14 protein-coding genes and 1 pseudogene are annotated in these 15,902 nt (G+C 68.3%); 7 read left to right on the forward strand and 8 right to left on the reverse strand.

The genetic code is table 11. The annotated features are described in order from the left end of the window. Positions 1-7 precede the first annotated feature (7 nt). Positions 8-853, reverse strand: coding sequence for a shikimate dehydrogenase (gene aroE / locus ACT9AS_RS01795; protein ID WP_445098408.1), 846 nt, complete (start codon positions 851-853; stop codon positions 8-10). Positions 854-941: 88 nt separating this feature from the next. On the opposite strand from aroE, the gene ACT9AS_RS01800 reads away from it, so the two are divergent. Next, positions 942-1,841 carry a TolB-like protein gene (locus ACT9AS_RS01800; RefSeq protein ID WP_445098409.1) on the forward strand — a complete coding sequence of 300 codons (900 nt, stop codon included), beginning with the start codon at positions 942-944 and terminating at the stop codon, positions 1,839-1,841. Positions 1,842-2,037: 196 nt separating this feature from the next. On the opposite strand, the gene hemB is transcribed toward ACT9AS_RS01800, so the two are convergent. From hemB to ACT9AS_RS01820, 4 genes are read right to left on the reverse strand one after another with little or no spacing between them, the layout of a single operon-like run. Further along, positions 2,038-3,033: a porphobilinogen synthase gene (gene hemB, locus ACT9AS_RS01805; RefSeq protein ID WP_445098410.1), complete on the reverse strand. Its 996-nt coding sequence runs from the start codon at positions 3,031-3,033 to the stop codon at positions 2,038-2,040. A gap of 38 nt (positions 3,034-3,071) precedes the next feature. Beyond that, a complete protein-coding gene (locus ACT9AS_RS01810) occupies positions 3,072-3,320 on the reverse strand; it encodes a hypothetical protein (RefSeq protein WP_445098411.1) in 249 nt (82 codons plus the stop codon). A gap of 60 nt (positions 3,321-3,380) precedes the next feature. Further along, on the reverse strand, positions 3,381-4,382 hold the full coding sequence (locus ACT9AS_RS01815) for a chorismate transformation enzyme, FkbO/Hyg5 family (RefSeq protein WP_445098412.1): 1,002 nt from the start codon (positions 4,380-4,382) through the stop codon (positions 3,381-3,383). After that, entirely contained in the window at positions 4,379-5,740 is a 1,362-nt protein-coding gene (locus ACT9AS_RS01820) for a tryptophan 7-halogenase (protein ID WP_445099009.1), read from the reverse strand. The genes ACT9AS_RS01815 and ACT9AS_RS01820 overlap by 4 nt, the downstream gene beginning before the upstream one ends. Before the next feature lie 198 nt (positions 5,741-5,938). Here ACT9AS_RS01820 and ACT9AS_RS01825 point away from each other — a divergent pair, with 198 nt between their 5' ends. Both ACT9AS_RS01825 and ACT9AS_RS01830 read left to right on the forward strand, forming a co-directional pair. Beyond that, a complete protein-coding gene (locus ACT9AS_RS01825) occupies positions 5,939-6,208 on the forward strand; it encodes a phosphopantetheine-binding protein (protein WP_445098413.1) in 270 nt (89 codons plus the stop codon). Between the two features lie 20 nt (positions 6,209-6,228). Beyond that, positions 6,229-6,924 (forward strand): ketosynthase, encoded by a 696-nt coding sequence (locus ACT9AS_RS01830; RefSeq protein WP_445098414.1) that lies wholly within the window; start codon positions 6,229-6,231, stop codon positions 6,922-6,924. Between the two features lie 36 nt (positions 6,925-6,960). Here ACT9AS_RS01830 and ACT9AS_RS01835 read toward each other — a convergent pair whose 3' ends face one another. The 3 genes from ACT9AS_RS01835 to ACT9AS_RS01845 are packed head-to-tail and all read right to left on the reverse strand — an operon-like array spanning position 6,961 to position 11,373. Next, complete coding sequence (locus tag ACT9AS_RS01835) at positions 6,961-7,584, reverse strand: hypothetical protein (protein WP_445098415.1); 624 nt, start codon at positions 7,582-7,584, stop codon at positions 6,961-6,963. Continuing rightward, entirely contained in the window at positions 7,577-8,386 is an 810-nt protein-coding gene (locus ACT9AS_RS01840) for a hypothetical protein (protein WP_445098416.1), read from the reverse strand. Before ACT9AS_RS01840 ends, ACT9AS_RS01835 begins: the two co-directional genes overlap by 8 nt. 8 nt (positions 8,387-8,394) lie before the next feature. Beyond that, a complete protein-coding gene (locus ACT9AS_RS01845) occupies positions 8,395-11,373 on the reverse strand; it encodes a type VI secretion system tip protein VgrG (RefSeq protein ID WP_445099010.1) in 2,979 nt (992 codons plus the stop codon). Positions 11,374-11,555: 182 nt separating this feature from the next. Here ACT9AS_RS01845 and ACT9AS_RS01850 point away from each other — a divergent pair, with 182 nt between their 5' ends. The 4 genes and pseudogenes from ACT9AS_RS01850 to ACT9AS_RS01865 form a co-directional block, all read left to right on the forward strand. Next, entirely contained in the window at positions 11,556-11,846 is a 291-nt protein-coding gene (locus ACT9AS_RS01850) for a hypothetical protein (protein WP_445098417.1), read from the forward strand. Continuing rightward, entirely contained in the window at positions 11,843-12,829 is a 987-nt protein-coding gene (locus ACT9AS_RS01855) for an LpxL/LpxP family acyltransferase (RefSeq protein WP_445098418.1), read from the forward strand. Before ACT9AS_RS01850 ends, ACT9AS_RS01855 begins: the two co-directional genes overlap by 4 nt. Continuing rightward, positions 12,747-13,418, forward strand: a complete 672-nt coding sequence (locus ACT9AS_RS01860; RefSeq protein WP_445098419.1) for a LolA-related protein — start codon at positions 12,747-12,749, stop codon at positions 13,416-13,418. The genes ACT9AS_RS01855 and ACT9AS_RS01860 overlap by 83 nt, the downstream gene beginning before the upstream one ends. After that, positions 13,415-15,826: pseudogene (locus ACT9AS_RS01865) on the forward strand (MMPL family transporter); the annotation flags it as partial. The gene ACT9AS_RS01860 and the pseudogene ACT9AS_RS01865, both read left to right, overlap by 4 nt. Between the last annotated feature and the right edge of the window lie 76 nt (positions 15,827-15,902).

Here is a 15,902-nt window from a genome sequence, read left to right on the forward strand (position 1 = left end):
GGGGCAGTCAGCCCGGCACCGCCAGCGCCGATTCGCGCGAGCGCAGCGCGGCGTACACCGCGTCGGCATCCGGGCGCACGCCGTGCCAGCACTTGAAGCTCTCCGCCGCCTGCTCGACCAGCATGCCGAGGCCGTCGATCGTGTGGTCGGCGCCGGATGCACGGGCCCACGACAGGAAGGGGATCGCGGCGTCGCCGTAACCGAGGTCGACCACGTCGCAACGCGGCGCGATCAGCGATCCGGGCAGCGAGATGTCGTCACCCGAGTGGCCGATCGAGGTGGCGTTGATGATCAGGTCGAACGAGCCGATCGTGCCGATGTCGCGGAAATAGCGCGGGTGCACCCGCATCGGCTCGCCCAGCGTATCGGCCAGGGCGTCGGTGCGCTCGCCGCTGCGGTTGACGATGAACAGGTCGGCGATGCCGGCGTCGAGCAGCGCCGGGGCGACGCCGTGGGCGGCGCCGCCGGCGCCGATCAGCAGCACCTTGCGCGAGCGCAGGTCCTGGCCGTGGCGGTCGGTGAGGTCGCGCACCAGCCCCACGCCGTCGGTGTTGTCGCCATCCCAACCGGTTTCGGTCCGGACCAGCGTGTTGACCACGCCGGCGCGGCGCGCTCGCTCGCTGAGGCTGCCGCAGATCGCCGCCGCGCGTCGCTTGTGCGGCAGGGTGACGTTGGCACCGACGCCACCGTGGGCGGCGAACCCGGCCAGCGCGGAATCGAAGTCGTCGGGAGCGGCATCGATCGCCGCGTACTCGAGCGGGATGCGGGTCTGCCGCGAGAACGCGGCATGGATGAACGGCGACAGCGAATGGGCGACCGGGTGGCCGATCACGGCGTAGCGCGGAGTGGACATGGTGACCTCGCTTAGACTGGGACGATACCGGTCACGACGGCTGCCGCCGGGGTGACATTCGACGAAGCGGTACCAAGGGAGACGTACGATGCGCGCACGCACGGCCTTGCTGGCCTCAAGTCTACTCGCCGGGGTGTTAATCGCGGGCAGCGCCGCGGCGTGGCTGTCGGAGTTCGGCATCGAGGGCATGCGGGTGGTCTCGACCGCGGCCAGCGAGGTCCGCGCCAGCGTCAGCCCCGATGGCCAGCGGATCGTCTGGGGCAGCACCGACCGCCAGGGCGGCGCCGGTGGCTGGGACCTGTGGCAGGCGCGGTTGAAGGACGGCCGCTGGCAGGACGCCGCGCCGCTGTCGCTCAACTCCGATGCCAATGATTTCGACCCGATGTTCAGCGCGGATGGCCGCTGGCTGTACTTCTTCTCCAACCGCGACGGCGGCATGGGCGGCGACGACCTGTATCGCGCCGCCGTCCGCGCCGACGGCTATGGCGCGGTCGAGAACCTAGGCCCCGGCGTCAACAGCGCAGGCGACGAATGGGCGCCGACACCGGGCGCCGATGGCCGCCATCTGATGTTCGCCAGCGATGGCCACGGCGGTGCGGGTGGCCACGACCTGTTCGTCGCACACTGGGATGGCACCGCGTTCGTCGAGCCGCGCGCGCTGGCGGGGATCAATACCAGTGCCGACGAATTCGACGGAGCCTGGCTCGGCGATGGCGAGGCGGTCGTGTTCGCCCGCTCGGAGGACGTCGAGGAAGAGCCGATCCAGCTGCAGCTCGCGCAATGCGACGGCCGGCGCTACGTCGACGCCGCGCCGCTGCAGCTGTCGTTCAACACCGGCGACGGCACCACGCTGGGCCCGGTGATCGACTGGAACAAGCCTGGCGAGTTGCTGGTCAGCGGCAACGCCAGGTCGCCGCGCGCGGGCAAGATTGACATCTACCGGATGAAGGCACCGACGGTCACCGGACGCGCCGGCTGCGTCGAATAGTCCGCCACCGATGTAGGAGCGACGTGAGTCGCGAATTCACTGATCCATCGATCGTCGAACTGCGCGCGTTGTTGCGGGCACCGGGCTGGTTTCGAGGCCACTGAACGACATCGGCCGACAGGCGCTGTAGCGTTCGCGACTTACGTCGCTCCTACATCGATGATTCCAGCGATCGCGCGAATCGCCGGGGCATCAATCACCCCGTCGCGCGCAGCCACCGCGCCGCGTCCAGCGCGAAGTAGCTCAACACGCCATCCGCGCCCGCGCGCTTGATGCTGGTCAGCGCCTCCAGCGCGCAGCCGCGCTCGTCGAGCCAGCCGTTGGCGGCGGCCGCCTTCAACATCGCGTACTCGCCGCTGACCTGGTAGACGAAGGTCGGCACCGCGAACTCGTCCTTCACTCGCCGCACGATGTCGAGGTAGGGCATGCCCGGCTTGACCATCACCATGTCGGCGCCCTCGTCGAGATCGAGCGCGACCTCGTGCAGCGCCTCGTCGGAGTTGGCCGGGTCCATCTGGTAGGTCTTCTTGTCGGCTTTGCCGAGCGCGCCGGCCGAGCCGACCGCGTCGCGGAACGGGCCGTAGAACGCGCTGGCGTACTTCGCCGAGTAGGCCAGGATGCGGGTGTGGATGTGGCCCTCGACTTCCAGCGCGCCGCGGATGGCGCCGATCCGGCCGTCCATCATGTCGCTGGGCGCGACCACGTCGGCGCCGGCGGCGGCGTGCGACAGCGCCTGCTTGACCAGCACCTCGACGGTCCCGTCGTTGATGACGTAGCCGTTGGCGTCGAGCAGGCCGTCCTGGCCGTGGCTGGTGTAGGGGTCGAGGGCGACGTCGGTGATCACGCCGAGTTCCGGGAAACGCTGCTTCAACGCCCGTACCGCGCGCTGGCACAGGCCGTCGTCGTCCCAGGCGGCGGCGGCATCGAGCGACTTGGCCTCCGGCGCGGTCACCGGGAACAGCGCCAGCGCCGGGATGCGCAATTCGCTGGCCTGTTCGGCGACCTTCAGCAGTTCGTCGATCGACAGCCGCTCGATGCCGGGCATCGAGGCGATGGCCTCGCGGCCGTCCAGCTCGTGCACGAACACCGGGTAGATCAGGTCGTTGGCGGTCAGGACCGTCTCGCGCATCAAGCGGCGCGAGAACTCGTCGCGGCGCATCCGCCGCGGGCGCGTGTAGGGGTGGCTGCTCATGGGGCGCGATTCTACGCCGCCGGCGTGTCAGGCCGCGATCAGATGATCCCGCCGCCCAGGCTCAGCCGGACGATGCCGACGATGATCACGATGCCGTTGAGCACCAGCCCGGCCTTGGCCCGGCCGCGGTTCTCGCTGCGGGTCACGGCGATGCCGATCGCGGCGATGATCGCGCCGATGGTCGCGAACGGGATCAGGAACCAGTTGCCCCAACCCAGCAGCGGGATCAGCGCGATCACCATCCAGATCATCGCCACCACGCCCCAGAGCAGGCTGATCAATCCCATTTCAATGTCTCCATCTTGCGTTGTGTCCATGGTCGCCCGCGGGGCGGCGCCGTGCACGGCTCAAAGGTCATGCACGCCATCGATCTCGATCCGCAGTTCGCGCCGACAGACCGCCGCCTGCAGCACCAGCCGCGGCACGGACGGGTCGAGGCGGTCGGCCAGCAGCGCCTTCACGTGGTCGAGCTCGTCGGCGTCGCGCACGTAGACCTTCAGGCGCGAGCCCGGGCCGAAGCGGAGCGGCAGCTGCGGCTGGCGGGCGTGGGCCGTGGCGAGCAGGCTGGCGAGGTTGGCGAGGGTTTCGTCCAGCTGGGTTTCGACCGAGTCCGCGTGCAGCGACTGGTGGCCGACAATCGCCGCCGTGCCCGACAGCAGCAGCGGCATGCTGGACCCGGCCGGCGGCAGCATCGCGCGGGCGAAGCTGGGTGGTTGCGGGCCGTACTGGCGTGGGTAGCGGTAGGCGCTGAGCTGGCGCGGGTTCTCCAACGGTACGCCGGGTGCCTTCGCCGACAACCAGTAGACCTGGAGGCGGCGCCGGCCATCGAGGCGGCCGATCGCGGTGGCGGCCGGCAGCGAAGTCGGTTCGAACGCACCCAGGCCGACCGCGCGACCGACGCAGAACTGCCGGTAGCGCTCCTCGTCGCCGTCGCCGAGGGTGATGCCGTCCAGGTAGTTCCAGATCCGCAACAGGTGCGGGTAGCCGTGCCCGGCCACGAACCCGAGCAGTTGGCGGTAGGCCGACCCGGCCGCCGTGCTGATGTCGTTGTCGTCCGGCTCGTCGATTTCGATCGCGCCGAACTGCAGTTGCCCGTCGGTGGCCCAGGCGATGTCGCCGTCGCGTCCATGCTCGACCGGCGCCTGTCCGCGCCAGACCTCGAAAGGCGCCGGACCGTGCGGCTGCAGGCCGACCCGCAGGTAGCGCGGATCGTCGCGGGTGGGCGCGTCGTCGCCGAATCCGAACACGGCAAGGGTGTCGTCGGCCGCGAGCAACGCGTCGAGGTCGCCTTCCACGTAGTCGACCGCAAGTCGTGCGCTCCGTGCGCTGGAGTGCGCCGCCGCCGTCACGATGCCGGCTCCGTCTGTGCGCGCGCATCCGTGTCCGGCCGCGCATCCATCCGCGCATCCGCCTGCGCACCCGGCTGCAGGGTCTCGTCGCTGAACCGGACCTTTGCCTGTCGGCGCCGATGCAGCCAGCCCCGCAACGCCGCCGGGGCCATCCGCAGCGCCGTCAGGGCGTAGATCAGGCGGAACAGCCGCAGCCGGCGCAGCACTTCGCGGTTGTCGAACACGTCGCCGGCCAGCATCGAGATCACCGCCTGCTCGACCTTCCACAGGTTGCGCGGCGAGTTGAACAACTGCTGCATCACCGGGGTGTTGAAGCGGTAGATGAACCAGCTGAAGTGTTTCATGCCGCGCCGGTGGCGACGCGCCATCGCCTGCTGCAGCTGCGTCTCGCGGGCCGGTTCGCGCAATGCGCCGTCGACCACTGCCGCGCCCTGCTCGGCGCTGTCCATCGCCAGGTAGACGCCGGAGGAGAACACCGGATCGAGGAACGCGAATGCGTCGCCGACCATCAACCAGCCGGGTCCGTGCATGCGCTCGCAGGTGTAGGAGTAGTTGCCGGTGACGTGGACCGGCGCGACCCGTTGGGCGTGGGTCATGCGCCGCCAGACCGAGGGCTCGGAGCGCAGCGATTGCAGCAGGAACGCCTCGGTGTCGCCGCGGCGTTGCTTGAGGTATTCGGGGAAGCACACCGCGCCGACGCTCATCACGTCGTCCTGCAGCGGGATCAGCCACATCCAGCCGTGGTCGAAGCGCTGGACGGTGATGTTGCCGGCGTCGTCGCCGTCGCGCCGCTGCACGCCGGTGAAGTGGCTGAAGATCGCCGCCGACTGGTGCTCGGGATTCTTGTGCTTGAGCTTGAGTTGGCGGCCGAGCAGCGCATCGCGGCCGGTGGCATCGACAAGGTAGCGCGGCTGGAACCGCAGCGCGGCGCCATCGGCATCGCGGGCCAGCACCTGCGACGGCCGGCCATCGGCATCGAACTCGACCCGATCGACCGTCACCTGCTCGCGCGCATCGACCCCGTTGTCGCGTGCATGGCCGAACAGCATCCGGTCGAACTGCTCGCGCTTGACCTGGTAGGCGTGGCCGAACTGCGCGCCGAGTGCGCGGCTGAACTGGAAGGTGTTGTAGTTGTCGTCGTCGACCGGGAACTCCGCGCCGGGCTTGAACGTGCCGATCGCGCGGACCTGGTCGAGCACGCCGAGGCGCTGGAGGATCGGCAGGTTCATCGGCAGCAGTGACTCGCCGATGTGGAATCGCGGGTGCCGCGCCTTCTCCAGCAACGTGACCTGCCAACCCTTGCGGGCGAGCAGGGTGGCGATGGTCGAGCCGCCCGGGCCGCCGCCGACGACGAGCACGTCGGGCTGGGCGATATCGGGGCTGGGAGGGGGCTGCTGATGGGTCGTGGAGTGTGCCGGGGCGACGCGGTGGGCGCCGTCGGCGGAAGCGGGGTCGGTCATGCCGGCCATGATAGCCGTGGCCCGTGCACGCGTCGCAGTTGCGCCGTGACCCGCGATCATCGATTGTTGCCGCTTTCTCCGATCCGGAAGTCCCAGATGTCCGCACAAAGTCCCGCCGAGCACGAACTGGCGCAATTGCTGGTCGAAAGCCTGAACCTGGAAGGCGTCGACGCCGCGCAGATCGATCCGGAGGCGCCGCTGTTCGGCGACGGGCTGGGCCTGGACTCTATCGACGCGCTGGAGCTGGCGCTGGCGATCAGCAAGAAATACGGTTTCCAGTTGCGCTCCGACAGTGACGAGAACCGCCGGATCTTCGCCTCGTTGCGCGCGCTGTCGGCGCATATCGAGCTGAACAAGGCGGCCTGACCGCGGCTCCGGTCCTCCCGATGTCGAGTGCACTGGCCGTGCTGCGACTGCTGCTCGCGGTCGCCTACCCGCTGCTGGCGCACTGGGCCAGCGTCGATGGCAGCGGATGGGTCGCTGCGCTGGCGCTGGCCGACCTCGCCGCAATCGTGCTGCTGTGGCCGTTGGCCCAGGGCCGCGGCTGGGCCTGGCTGCTGCTGGCGCTGATCGGCACGGGCCTGTGGGCCCTGCACGACAGCGGGATGCTGGCATTGCTGCTGCTGGCGCCGCCGGTTGTTTTCACCGGTCTGCTGTCCTGGTGGTTCGGCCGAAGCCTGCGCGCCGGCCGGGTGCCGCTGATCAGCCGGGTCGTGTCGGGCCTGGAAGGGTGCGAGCCGGACGCGCTCAAGCCCGAACTCAAGCACTACACCCGCCGTCTCACAGCAGTCTGGTCCGGACTGTTGGCCGCGTTGGCGTTGACCAACGCCACACTGGCGCTGGTCGCGGTGCCCGACGGGGTTCTCATGCGGCTGGGTTATCCGCCACTGCTGGCGGTTTCGCAGGACGCCTGGTCGTGGTTCGCCAACCTGCTTGACTACGGCATCGTCGGTGGCTTCTTTATCGGCGAGTACATCTACCGGAAGCACCGGTTCCCCGACCGGCCGTACCGGAGTTTCCCGGATTTCCTGCGGCGGATGGCGGCGTTGGGGCCGGGGTTCTGGCGGACGCTGTTTGACTAGTCAGTAAACATACGACAGGTATTCGAGTTCAATAATTCAATGCAAAGGTGCTTGGCGCTCGCATGTTTTCGAAGACCTTCGCGGGGCAGCAAGCTCGCCAATGATGTCCCCGTTATCTGCGTATTCAAAATACTCGATTTCTTGTTTGCATCGTTCCATGGATTGACCAGAGACGCGAGAGCTGTAAATTATGCCGTGTCCTTCAAATGACAGGAATTCCGCCAGTTGGTGAACTTCAGCGGGATGTCCTGATCCATCGTATTCCACGATGGCCGCGGCGACGCCTTCGGTCATTTCGTCAGTACCCTGTGCCAGATACACAAACGCCAGGCCGGATATATCTCCAAACCGGACGAAAGCGACGGGCTTCGGTGCGAGTGCGCCCTCCTGCCCGTCGTCGGTTGGACGTTGGTTAGGAAAGCCTAGTGGTGGTTCACACCGCGTAGGTACTCGCTCAATCGAGGACCAGTAATTCTTGGCTCCCATCGATTCAACGAGGTCAGGAATCATATTTTCGAGGTCGATGGACGTGATCGATTGCTCAGGCGCTTCGCCAAGTTGTTTGATGCAAGCGTCGTTGTCATTGACGGCTGCGTCGCAAGCACCAAGCAGGCTGCAACTCACAGCCAGTGCCCATATAGATTTACTCAGCTCAATCATGGATGTCCTCGACCAACGGTGCATAGCCCTGTAGGTGCAGGTGATGGTGGTGGTTGCGGAAATGACGTGTTCGCTTCAGCAGTTTTTCTTTTCCGTCAATCACATAGCGGTAGGAAAGCATGGATTTCCATCCAAACCGATATAGCGCCTCTATGAACACGGCCTGTCGTTCCTCGTCCAACAGGTGGGGCTTTCCTTCGGCTTCGGCCAAATGCAGCGGCCCTACCGTCCCATCATTGCGAAGATATCTAAAATCTCCATTTGTCCCGTTGACGTGAGAGCTGCTTCCGCCTACAGAGTGCCCCAAATGGTCACTGAAGCCGTTGCAAACCACGTCATCGTATCCAGCCTCAAGCATGGCACCGAACAGGCTGGCCAACGCCACGTCGCCGATATAGTAGCGGCTGGTGTTCAGCGTGAATCCATACGAAACGTTTCCGAGTTTGTATTTCTTGTGAACCTTTCGCAGGTCAATCAGCCTGACGGAGCCCTCCACTTCGACGTTTCCTGGAAGATGCCTTCTAGCTTCGATAAAGCAGTACTTTCCGAGGTCGTGGTTGTGCCCACTCTGATCTAGATAGATATAGGCGATCGTTTCCTCGAAGCCGGGAGTTATTTCTTTTGGAGTTCGCCTTTGGATTTTTCCATCCGTGTGAATGACATAGGTAATGAGCTGCGGTGGCAATCGACAAATAACTTCATCCGTGATGCTGCTTGAACTCAAACGCCAGCGGAACACCGGACACCCGCGAACGTCGACGCTTTGAGGAGCCTTCCTGCGCTCAGTAGCGGTGTGGGCCATGTCCGCACTCATGAGTGCACCCCAGCTTGCGACCCAATCACCTCGATAGTGCATTCCTCGAAGCTCAGTCCCTGCTGACGAGGGATCATTCCCTGGGAGTCCGTGATGCCACGGATCACACTGCCATCTCCGCGCGTAAGGCGATACGAGTAGTTTGCTGCAGGCGATCCGTCCGCCTTTTGGATCTGAAAGCCCTCGTCGAACCGAGTTTTCGGCCAAGAATTCATTTCCCGCGATAGCTGCGCCGGCCCCACAAACGACTTCTTCCCCGCATGCACCGTGATATTTCCGGGGCACGCGACTGCGATGTTGCCGCCTTCGATGGTGATGGATGCGCCACCCTCCGTCGCCAGGTGCACTGTCTTGCCGGCGGCCAGTTCGACCTCGGCGTTGGCGCTGATGAGTTTCAGCTGATCCTTCGACTGCAGCCTGGCGCTGTCCTGCTGGGCCTGCAGGACCAGTTCGGCTTCGGCGCTGACGATTGCCAGGGCGTGGGCGGCGCTGGCCTGGCCTTCGACTGCGCCGGCCAGCCAGCCGATCGCCTGGCCGCTGTGGATCCGCAGGTCGCCGGCGACTGCGAGGTTGCTGGACTGGCCGGAAGCCAGGGTCAGCGTTTCGCCGACGCTCCAGTGCAGGCTTTGGCCGGCGACCAGGCCGATGCCGGCGGGGGCGCTCAGCCCGAGCAGGGCGTCGCCGCTGTGGGGAACACGGCCTTGGCCGGCGGCCGGGCTGCGGCTGGCGGCGTCGGCTTCGGCGCTGGCCAGTTTGCTGCCATCGACTACGGTGGCAGCGCTGGCGTGCAGGGCCTTGAGCGGCGCGGTGTCGTCGATCAGGACCGACTGGTTGGCCTTGGCCACCCCCAGGTGGGCGGCGAACCTGACGGTCAGGTGGGTGCCGGCGATGTCGCTGAAGCTCCGGCCCAGTTGCGCGGCCTGTTTGAGCAGGGCGGTGGCGGCGAGGTGTTCGCCGGCGGGATCGGCCTCGCCGTGGCCGTAGGCGCTGATCCACAGGCCGCGCTGGCCGCGGATCGCGCCCCACTGGTCGGTGCGCAGTTCGAAGCCTTCACCGCGGAAGCTGCCGCGGTAGTTGTCGGCCTGGTGGATCAGGTGACCGAGGTTGAGTTCGGTGGCGGCGTGGGTGGTCGCCAGCTGCAGCCGCAGCTGGCCGTCGGTGTCGTCGAACACCAGCCGGTTGTGGCCGGTGCCTGCGAACTCCTTCGACTTGAAGCCTGACAGTGCGGCAGCGTTGCGGTGGCCGCCGTCATCGCCGCTCATGCCGTGCCAAGCGGGGGCGTTGCCGCCCGCGGGGTTGCCTTGGGCGCTGGGGCGGTGGTCGCTGGCCAGGGCGTAGGCGGAATCGTCCGTTTCCGCCGTCCGCCCGCCGGGCGTGGGCGCGATGCCGGCCTCGCCCTGGCCGTTGTAGAGGGTGCCGGTGACCACGGGCCGGTCGATGTCGCCGTCGAGGAATCCGACCAGTACTTCCTGGCCGATCCGCGGCAGGAACTGGCTGCCGACCCCGGGCCCGGCGTAACGCTGGCTCATGCGCAACCAGCAGCTGTGGCGGGACTCGGCATCGCCGGCGTCGTGCTGGAAGTGGAAGCGCACTTTGACCCGGCCCAAGGCATCGCTGTGCAGGTCGCCGGTCGATGTGCCCTCCGCACCGACCACGATCGCGCTCTGGTAGCCCGGCGCGGTCGGCCGCGGGTTCAGACGCATGCCGGTGTCGTCGGCCAGGATTGGGCGCCACGGCAGGTCGCGCGGGATCGCAACGAAGGCGTTGGCGTAGCCGACCGCGGTAGCGCGGGCCTGGATTGCCGCCCACGCGGTATGGCCGATGCCGTCGAGCCCACTTGCTGGCGCCGCGTCCGTTGGGTCATCCCCGAGCAGCCGCGCCGCGCCGTCGCGCACGACGTCGGGCAGGTTGTTGATGCCCAACTGGTGCACCGCAACCAGCAGCAGTTCGGCCGGGGTGTCCTCGGCCAGCGGCGCATCGGTGACCGCAAACCACTGGCCGGCGCGGAAGCTGCGCACGCTGGACTGGCCCAGCCACTGGCTGCGCCGGGCGGCATGGGCCTCGCCGATCAATCCGGCGTAGCGGCTGGCTTCGGCCTGACTGGCGAAGGCGTAGGCGCCGGCGGGGTCGTAGATTTCCAGCGCACTGGCGGTATCGGCCGACTCGCCCAGCGAGATGCTGGCGCCGAGCGAGTGGCCTTTGTAGTCGTCGCTGAGCAGGGTCAGCGCGGTGGAACCGATGGCGTGCACGGTGCCGAGTGCCTGGATCGTGTCGCTGGCCTCGGTGGCGTCCGAGCGGTGGAAGCGGATGCCCGGGCCGCGTTCGGCCGCGGCGTCCTGCGGACCTTGGCCGCTGTCGGCGAACAGCACCATCACGTGGCCGCCCGGAGTCTCGGTGGATTCCTCCAGTCGCCAGCCCAGGCCTTCCTCGGCCAGCAGGCGGCTGACGAAGTCGAAATCGCTCTCGCGGTACTGCACGCAGTAGCTGCGCGGGCGCGTCCGGGCGAGGAAGGGACCGACCTCGTCGCCGACCTGCCAAGCCGCCAGCGGCGCATAGTCGGCAAACACCGCCTCGACGATCTCGACCACGGTCCGGTCCTGGAACACCCGGCTGTGGCGCCCCTGGCTCAGCAGCCAGGTCCACGGGGCCAGCTGCAGGCGATAGCGGGCCAGGCCGCCGTCGGAGCCGATGCAGGCAGCCGCGCGGACCAGCCCGCTGCGCGGCAGCCGCGAACCGTCCGCCGCGCGGGTCCACAGGGTCGCGCGCCGGCCGATCAGTTCGTCCAGTGGCAGCCCGGCATCGGTCGACAGCAGTTCCACCTGCCATTCGAATCCCGCCGACAGCGACTCATGGCCCTGCCAGCGCTCGACGGTGAGGGTGCCGGCGGCCAAGCCGTCGAGTTCGAATGCATATAACCGGTCCGCATCGGTGTACCGGGCCAACGCCGCCAGTACCGATTGCACCGCGTCCATCATGTTCACGCCTGTCACTCCTTGACGGGTTGCCTGCCACTTCCTGTGGAATAGCCGCCGCCGTTCGGCGGGGTACGCCCATGTTAGCCGCAAATCCCGCGGGTCGCCCGCGCGCGGTTTCGGCGGCGGGGGCGTGCTGGCTTATCCTTGCGACCCCGTCGCCCGTGCCGCCTGCCGTGCCGTCCATGCATTTCACCGTCCCCGCCGACCATCCGAGCCTGCCCGGGCACTTTCCGGGCCGGCCGCTGGTGCCCGGCGTGGTGTTGCTGGACCGGGTGCTCGATGCGATCGCGGCCGTGCATGGCGCGGCGCCGGATGCGGTGGCGCTGCCGCGGGTCAAGTTCATGCAGCCGCTGCTGCCGGGCGAGTCGGCCCGGGTCGAGCTCGACGGCGCGACGCCGCGCTGGCGCTTCAAGGTGCTTCGCGGCGACGCCGTGCTGGCCAGCGGCGAAGTCGTCGCCACGGACGCGCCATGAGTGGCCACTGGAAGCAGCGTCCCGAGGGCGGCGGCTGGTTCGCGATCTGGCTGATCCGCACCATCGCGCGCCGCGGCGGGCGCACGCTTGCGCGCTTGTTGCTGGTGCCGATCACGTTGTACTTCCTGATCGTGCGCGGGCCGGAACGAAGTGCCTCGCGCGACTACCTGGGCCGGGTGCTCGGGCGGCCCGCGCGGTTGTCCGATACCGCCCGGCATATCCACGCATTCGCCTCGACCATCCTCGATCGGGTGTTCATGCTGGGCGGGCAGATGGAACGCTTCGAAATCGGCATCGACGGCCTCGCGGAACTGCACGCGCAGATCGACCGCGGGCAGGGGCTGCTGCTGTTCGGTTCGCACCTGGGCAGCTTCGAGGTGTTGCGGGTGCTAGCGCGGCAGCGGCCGGACGTGACCGTGCGGGTGGTGCTCGACAAGGCGCACAACCCGGCGATGACCCAGTTGCTCGATGCGCTCAACCCCGAGATCGCGCGCACCGTGATCGATGCCGGCCAGGACGGTCCGTCGATCGTGCTGGCGATCAAGCAGGCCACCGATGCCGGTGCGCTGGTCGCGCTGCTGGTCGACCGCACGCATGCGGGACAACCGTCGCAGCCGGCCACGTTCCTGGGCGACACCGCGCGGTTCCCGGTCGCGCCGTGGCTGATCGCCTCGGTGCTGAAGGTGCCGGTGATGCTGGCGTTCGGGCTGTACCGTGGCGGCAACCGCTATGACCTGGCGTTCGAGCTGTTCAGCGAGGGCATCGACATCCCGCGGCCGCAACGAAGCACGATGCTGGCTGAACTGGTGCAGCGTTACGCCAACCGGTTGCAGCACCATGCACGCAATGCGCCGTACAACTGGTTCAACTTCTACGATTTCTGGCAGGCCGATGAAGCGAATGATCCCCACCGCCGTGCTGTCGACGCTGGCGACCGTGCTGCTGCTCGCGGCGCCGTCGCTGCGCGCCGCACCGCAGGCTGACGGCAAGGCGGTCGAGGCCGACTGGATCCTCGACAGGCTGGCTCGCCCGGCGCCGATGCGCACCGGGTTCGTCGAGTTGCGCGAATCGAAGTTGCTGAAGCAGCCGTTGCGGCTCAGCGGTGAGTACCGGCGCCCGGCCGACGGCGTGCTGGTGCGCGAGGTGCGCGCGCCGTACGCGGAGACCACGACCATTCGCGCGAACGAGGCCACCATCGAGCGCGCAGGCAAGTCGCCGCGGACGTTCTCGCTGTCGCGTGCGCCGGAGCTGGCGGGTTTGCAGGCGAGCTTCGGTGCGCTGTTGTCGGGCGACCGCGCCGGCCTGGCCGAGCACTACACGATCGAAAGCGAGGGCACCCGCGGGCAGTGGACGCTGACCCTGGTACCGAAGCGCGCCGAACTGGCCGCGCAGGTGCGCGACATCGTGCTGCGAGGCCGCGGTGCCGAGCTGCGCTGCATCGAAACCCGCACGCCGGGTGACGCGGCGCCGCAACGCACCCTGCTGGCCGGTGCCGCGCGTGCCGCCGGCAAGGTCGATGACGCAGCCGGGCTCGCCGCGCTGTGCCACGGCGACGGCCCGGGCGCGCAATGACCGCAGGAGCGTCGCCGGACCGGCATTCGGGCTCTGCCCGCCGCTTCGGTCTCGCGCTGGCATGGCTGGCGCTGTTGCTGCTGGCTGGTTGGTGGATCGGCGCGCACCTGCAGTTGACCGGCGACCTGCGCAAGTTCATGCCCGCTCCGGAAACGCCGGAGCAGAAGCTGCTGATCGACGAACTCGGCGAAGGGCCGGGATCGCGCCTGCTGCTGGTGGCGCTGTCTGGCGCCGACGTGCCGACCCTCGCCGCGCAATCGAAGGCGCTGCGCGCGGCGCTCGCCGGCGACGACCAGTTTGCGCTGGTCGCCAACGGCGATAGCGGGCTCGATGCGATATCCGAACGCCTGCGTCCGTACCGCTACCTGCTTTCGCCCACGCTCGATACCGGGTCGTTCGACGCCGAATACCTAGCCGCGCAGCTCGGCGAGCGCGTGCAGGATCTTGGCTCCCCGGCCGGCGCGCTGGTCGAGCCGCTGGTCGGCAGCGACCCCACCCTGGAAACGCTGAAGGTAGCCGAAGCGCTGCAGCCGGCGAGCGCGCCACAGCGCGTGCAGGGCGTCTGGTTCGACCGCGCCGGCAAGCGCGCTTTGCTGGTGGCACAGACCCGTGCCGCCGGCTTCGACCCTACCGGCCAGCAGCGCGCGGTGGACGCGATCAGTACCGCCTACGCGCAAGCACGCGGCGACGGCGCGGGCAAGATGCTGCTCAGCGGCCCGGGTGCGTTCTCGGTCGAGATCGGCGGCCGCACCGAGGCCGAGGCGCAATGGATCGGCACGCTCGATACCGTTGGCCTGGTCCTGCTGCTGCTGGTCGCCTACCGCAGCTGGAAGATCCCGCTGCTCGGCGTGCTGCCGCTGGCCAGCGCCGGGCTCGCGGGTCTGGGCGCGGTGGCGTTGCTGTTCGACGGCGTGCACGGCATCACCGTCGCGTTCGGCTTCACCCTGATCGGCGTGGTGCAGGACTATCCGATCCATCTTTTCAGCCACCAGCGTCCGGGCGTGACCCCGCGGCAGAACGCACGCGCGCTGTGGCCGACGCTGGCCACCGGCGTGGTGTCCACCTGTATCGCCTATGTCACTTTCCTGTTCTCGGGTGTCGATGGCCTGCAGCAGCTGGCGGTGTTCACGATCACCGGCCTCGCGGTCGCCGCGCTGTCGACACGATTGCTGCTGCCACGGTTGATCGACCCGGCGCCGCGCGATTTCGCCGACTCGCGCCTGCTGGCCCGCATGTGGTCGTGGACGCAGCGACTGCCGCGACCGCGCTGGTCACTGCTGGCGTTCGCGCTGGCCGCGCTGGCGGTGACCGCATTGGCGCCCGGTGCGTTCTGGCAGAACGACCTGTCGAAGCTCACCCCGGTGCCCGCCGATGCGCTCGCACGCGATGCCGACCTGCGCGCCGAACTCGGAGCCCCCGACGTGCGCTTCGTGCTGACCTTGCAGGGTCGCGATGACGAGGCGGTGCTGCAGGCCTCCGAACAACTGCGTCCCGCGCTCGACCAGTTGGTGGGCGATGGTGCGCTGACCGGTTACGACATGGCCGCACGCTACCTGCCCAGCGCCGCAGTGCAAGCTGCTCGACAGAACAGGCTGCCTGATGCACCGGCATTGCGTGCCGCGCTCGACACGGCGCTGGCCGACAGCCCGTTCCGCGCCGACGTGTTCGGCGAATTCGTCGATGACGTGGCGAAGGCGAAGGTGCTGCCGCCGCTGTCGCGCGACGACCTCGCCGGCACGCCGCTGGAAGCCGCCGTCGGTGGCCTGCTGCTCGGCGGCGATCGCCATGCTACCGCGCTGGTGTCGCTGACCGGTCTGGAAGACCCGGCCACGGTCGCGCGGGTGGCGCGGCTCAACGGCGCCGCGCTGCTGGACATGAAGGCGGCGTCCGAATCGCTGGTGGTCGCCTATCGCGGCCGCGTGCTGGCCGCGCTCGCGGTCGCCGCGGTGCTGCTGGCGTTGACGGTGTGGATTGCGATGCGGATGGCGGTGGTCGCGCATCGCCGGGTGGTGCATGCCGATTCCAAATTGCCACGCCGCATCGGCGTGACGCGCGAAACCGCCCGCCGCACCGCGCGCGTGCTGCTGCCGATGGCGCTGACCACGCTGCTGATACTCGCGGTGCTGCGCCTGTGCGGCGTCGAGCTGACCCTGTTCCACCTGGTCGCGCTGATCCTCGCCGCCGGCCTCGGGCTCGACTACGCGTTGTTCTTCGACCACGCCGGCGACGACTACGCCGACCAGCTGCGCACCCTGCATGCACTGATCGTGTGCAGCCTGATGACGCTGCTGGTGTTCTCCCTGCTCGCGCTGTCGTCGATCCCGGTGCTGCGTGCGATTGGCAGCACGGTGGCGCTGGGCGTGGTGGGCAACTTTGTACTGGCGCTGTTGATATCGCGCGAGCCGGCGGCAGCTGGCCCCGGTGATCCCGCTCTTGCGGAAGCGGCTTTGATCGCAACGCCCTCGATGTCGGATGGCGCCGATC

The organism is Lysobacter sp. F60174L2 (assembly GCF_052547135.1).

Coding starts and splice junctions, on each gene's coding strand:
- ACT9AS_RS01830 (WP_445098414.1), top strand. CDS start 6,229: ATGTCGAGTGCACTGGCCGTGCTGCGACTGCTGCTCGCGGTCGCCTAC.
- aroE (WP_445098408.1), bottom strand. CDS start 853: ATGTCCACTCCGCGCTACGCCGTGATCGGCCACCCGGTCGCCCATTCG.
- ACT9AS_RS01860 (WP_445098419.1), top strand. CDS start 12,747: ATGATCCCCACCGCCGTGCTGTCGACGCTGGCGACCGTGCTGCTGCTC.
- ACT9AS_RS01845 (WP_445099010.1), bottom strand. CDS start 11,373: ATGATGGACGCGGTGCAATCGGTACTGGCGGCGTTGGCCCGGTACACC.
- ACT9AS_RS01810 (WP_445098411.1), bottom strand. CDS start 3,320: ATGGGATTGATCAGCCTGCTCTGGGGCGTGGTGGCGATGATCTGGATG.
- ACT9AS_RS01825 (WP_445098413.1), top strand. CDS start 5,939: ATGTCCGCACAAAGTCCCGCCGAGCACGAACTGGCGCAATTGCTGGTC.
- ACT9AS_RS01835 (WP_445098415.1), bottom strand. CDS start 7,584: ATGATTGAGCTGAGTAAATCTATATGGGCACTGGCTGTGAGTTGCAGC.
- hemB (WP_445098410.1), bottom strand. CDS start 3,033: ATGAGCAGCCACCCCTACACGCGCCCGCGGCGGATGCGCCGCGACGAG.
- ACT9AS_RS01855 (WP_445098418.1), top strand. CDS start 11,843: ATGAGTGGCCACTGGAAGCAGCGTCCCGAGGGCGGCGGCTGGTTCGCG.
- ACT9AS_RS01800 (WP_445098409.1), top strand. CDS start 942: ATGCGCGCACGCACGGCCTTGCTGGCCTCAAGTCTACTCGCCGGGGTG.
- ACT9AS_RS01850 (WP_445098417.1), top strand. CDS start 11,556: ATGCATTTCACCGTCCCCGCCGACCATCCGAGCCTGCCCGGGCACTTT.
- ACT9AS_RS01840 (WP_445098416.1), bottom strand. CDS start 8,386: ATGGCCCACACCGCTACTGAGCGCAGGAAGGCTCCTCAAAGCGTCGAC.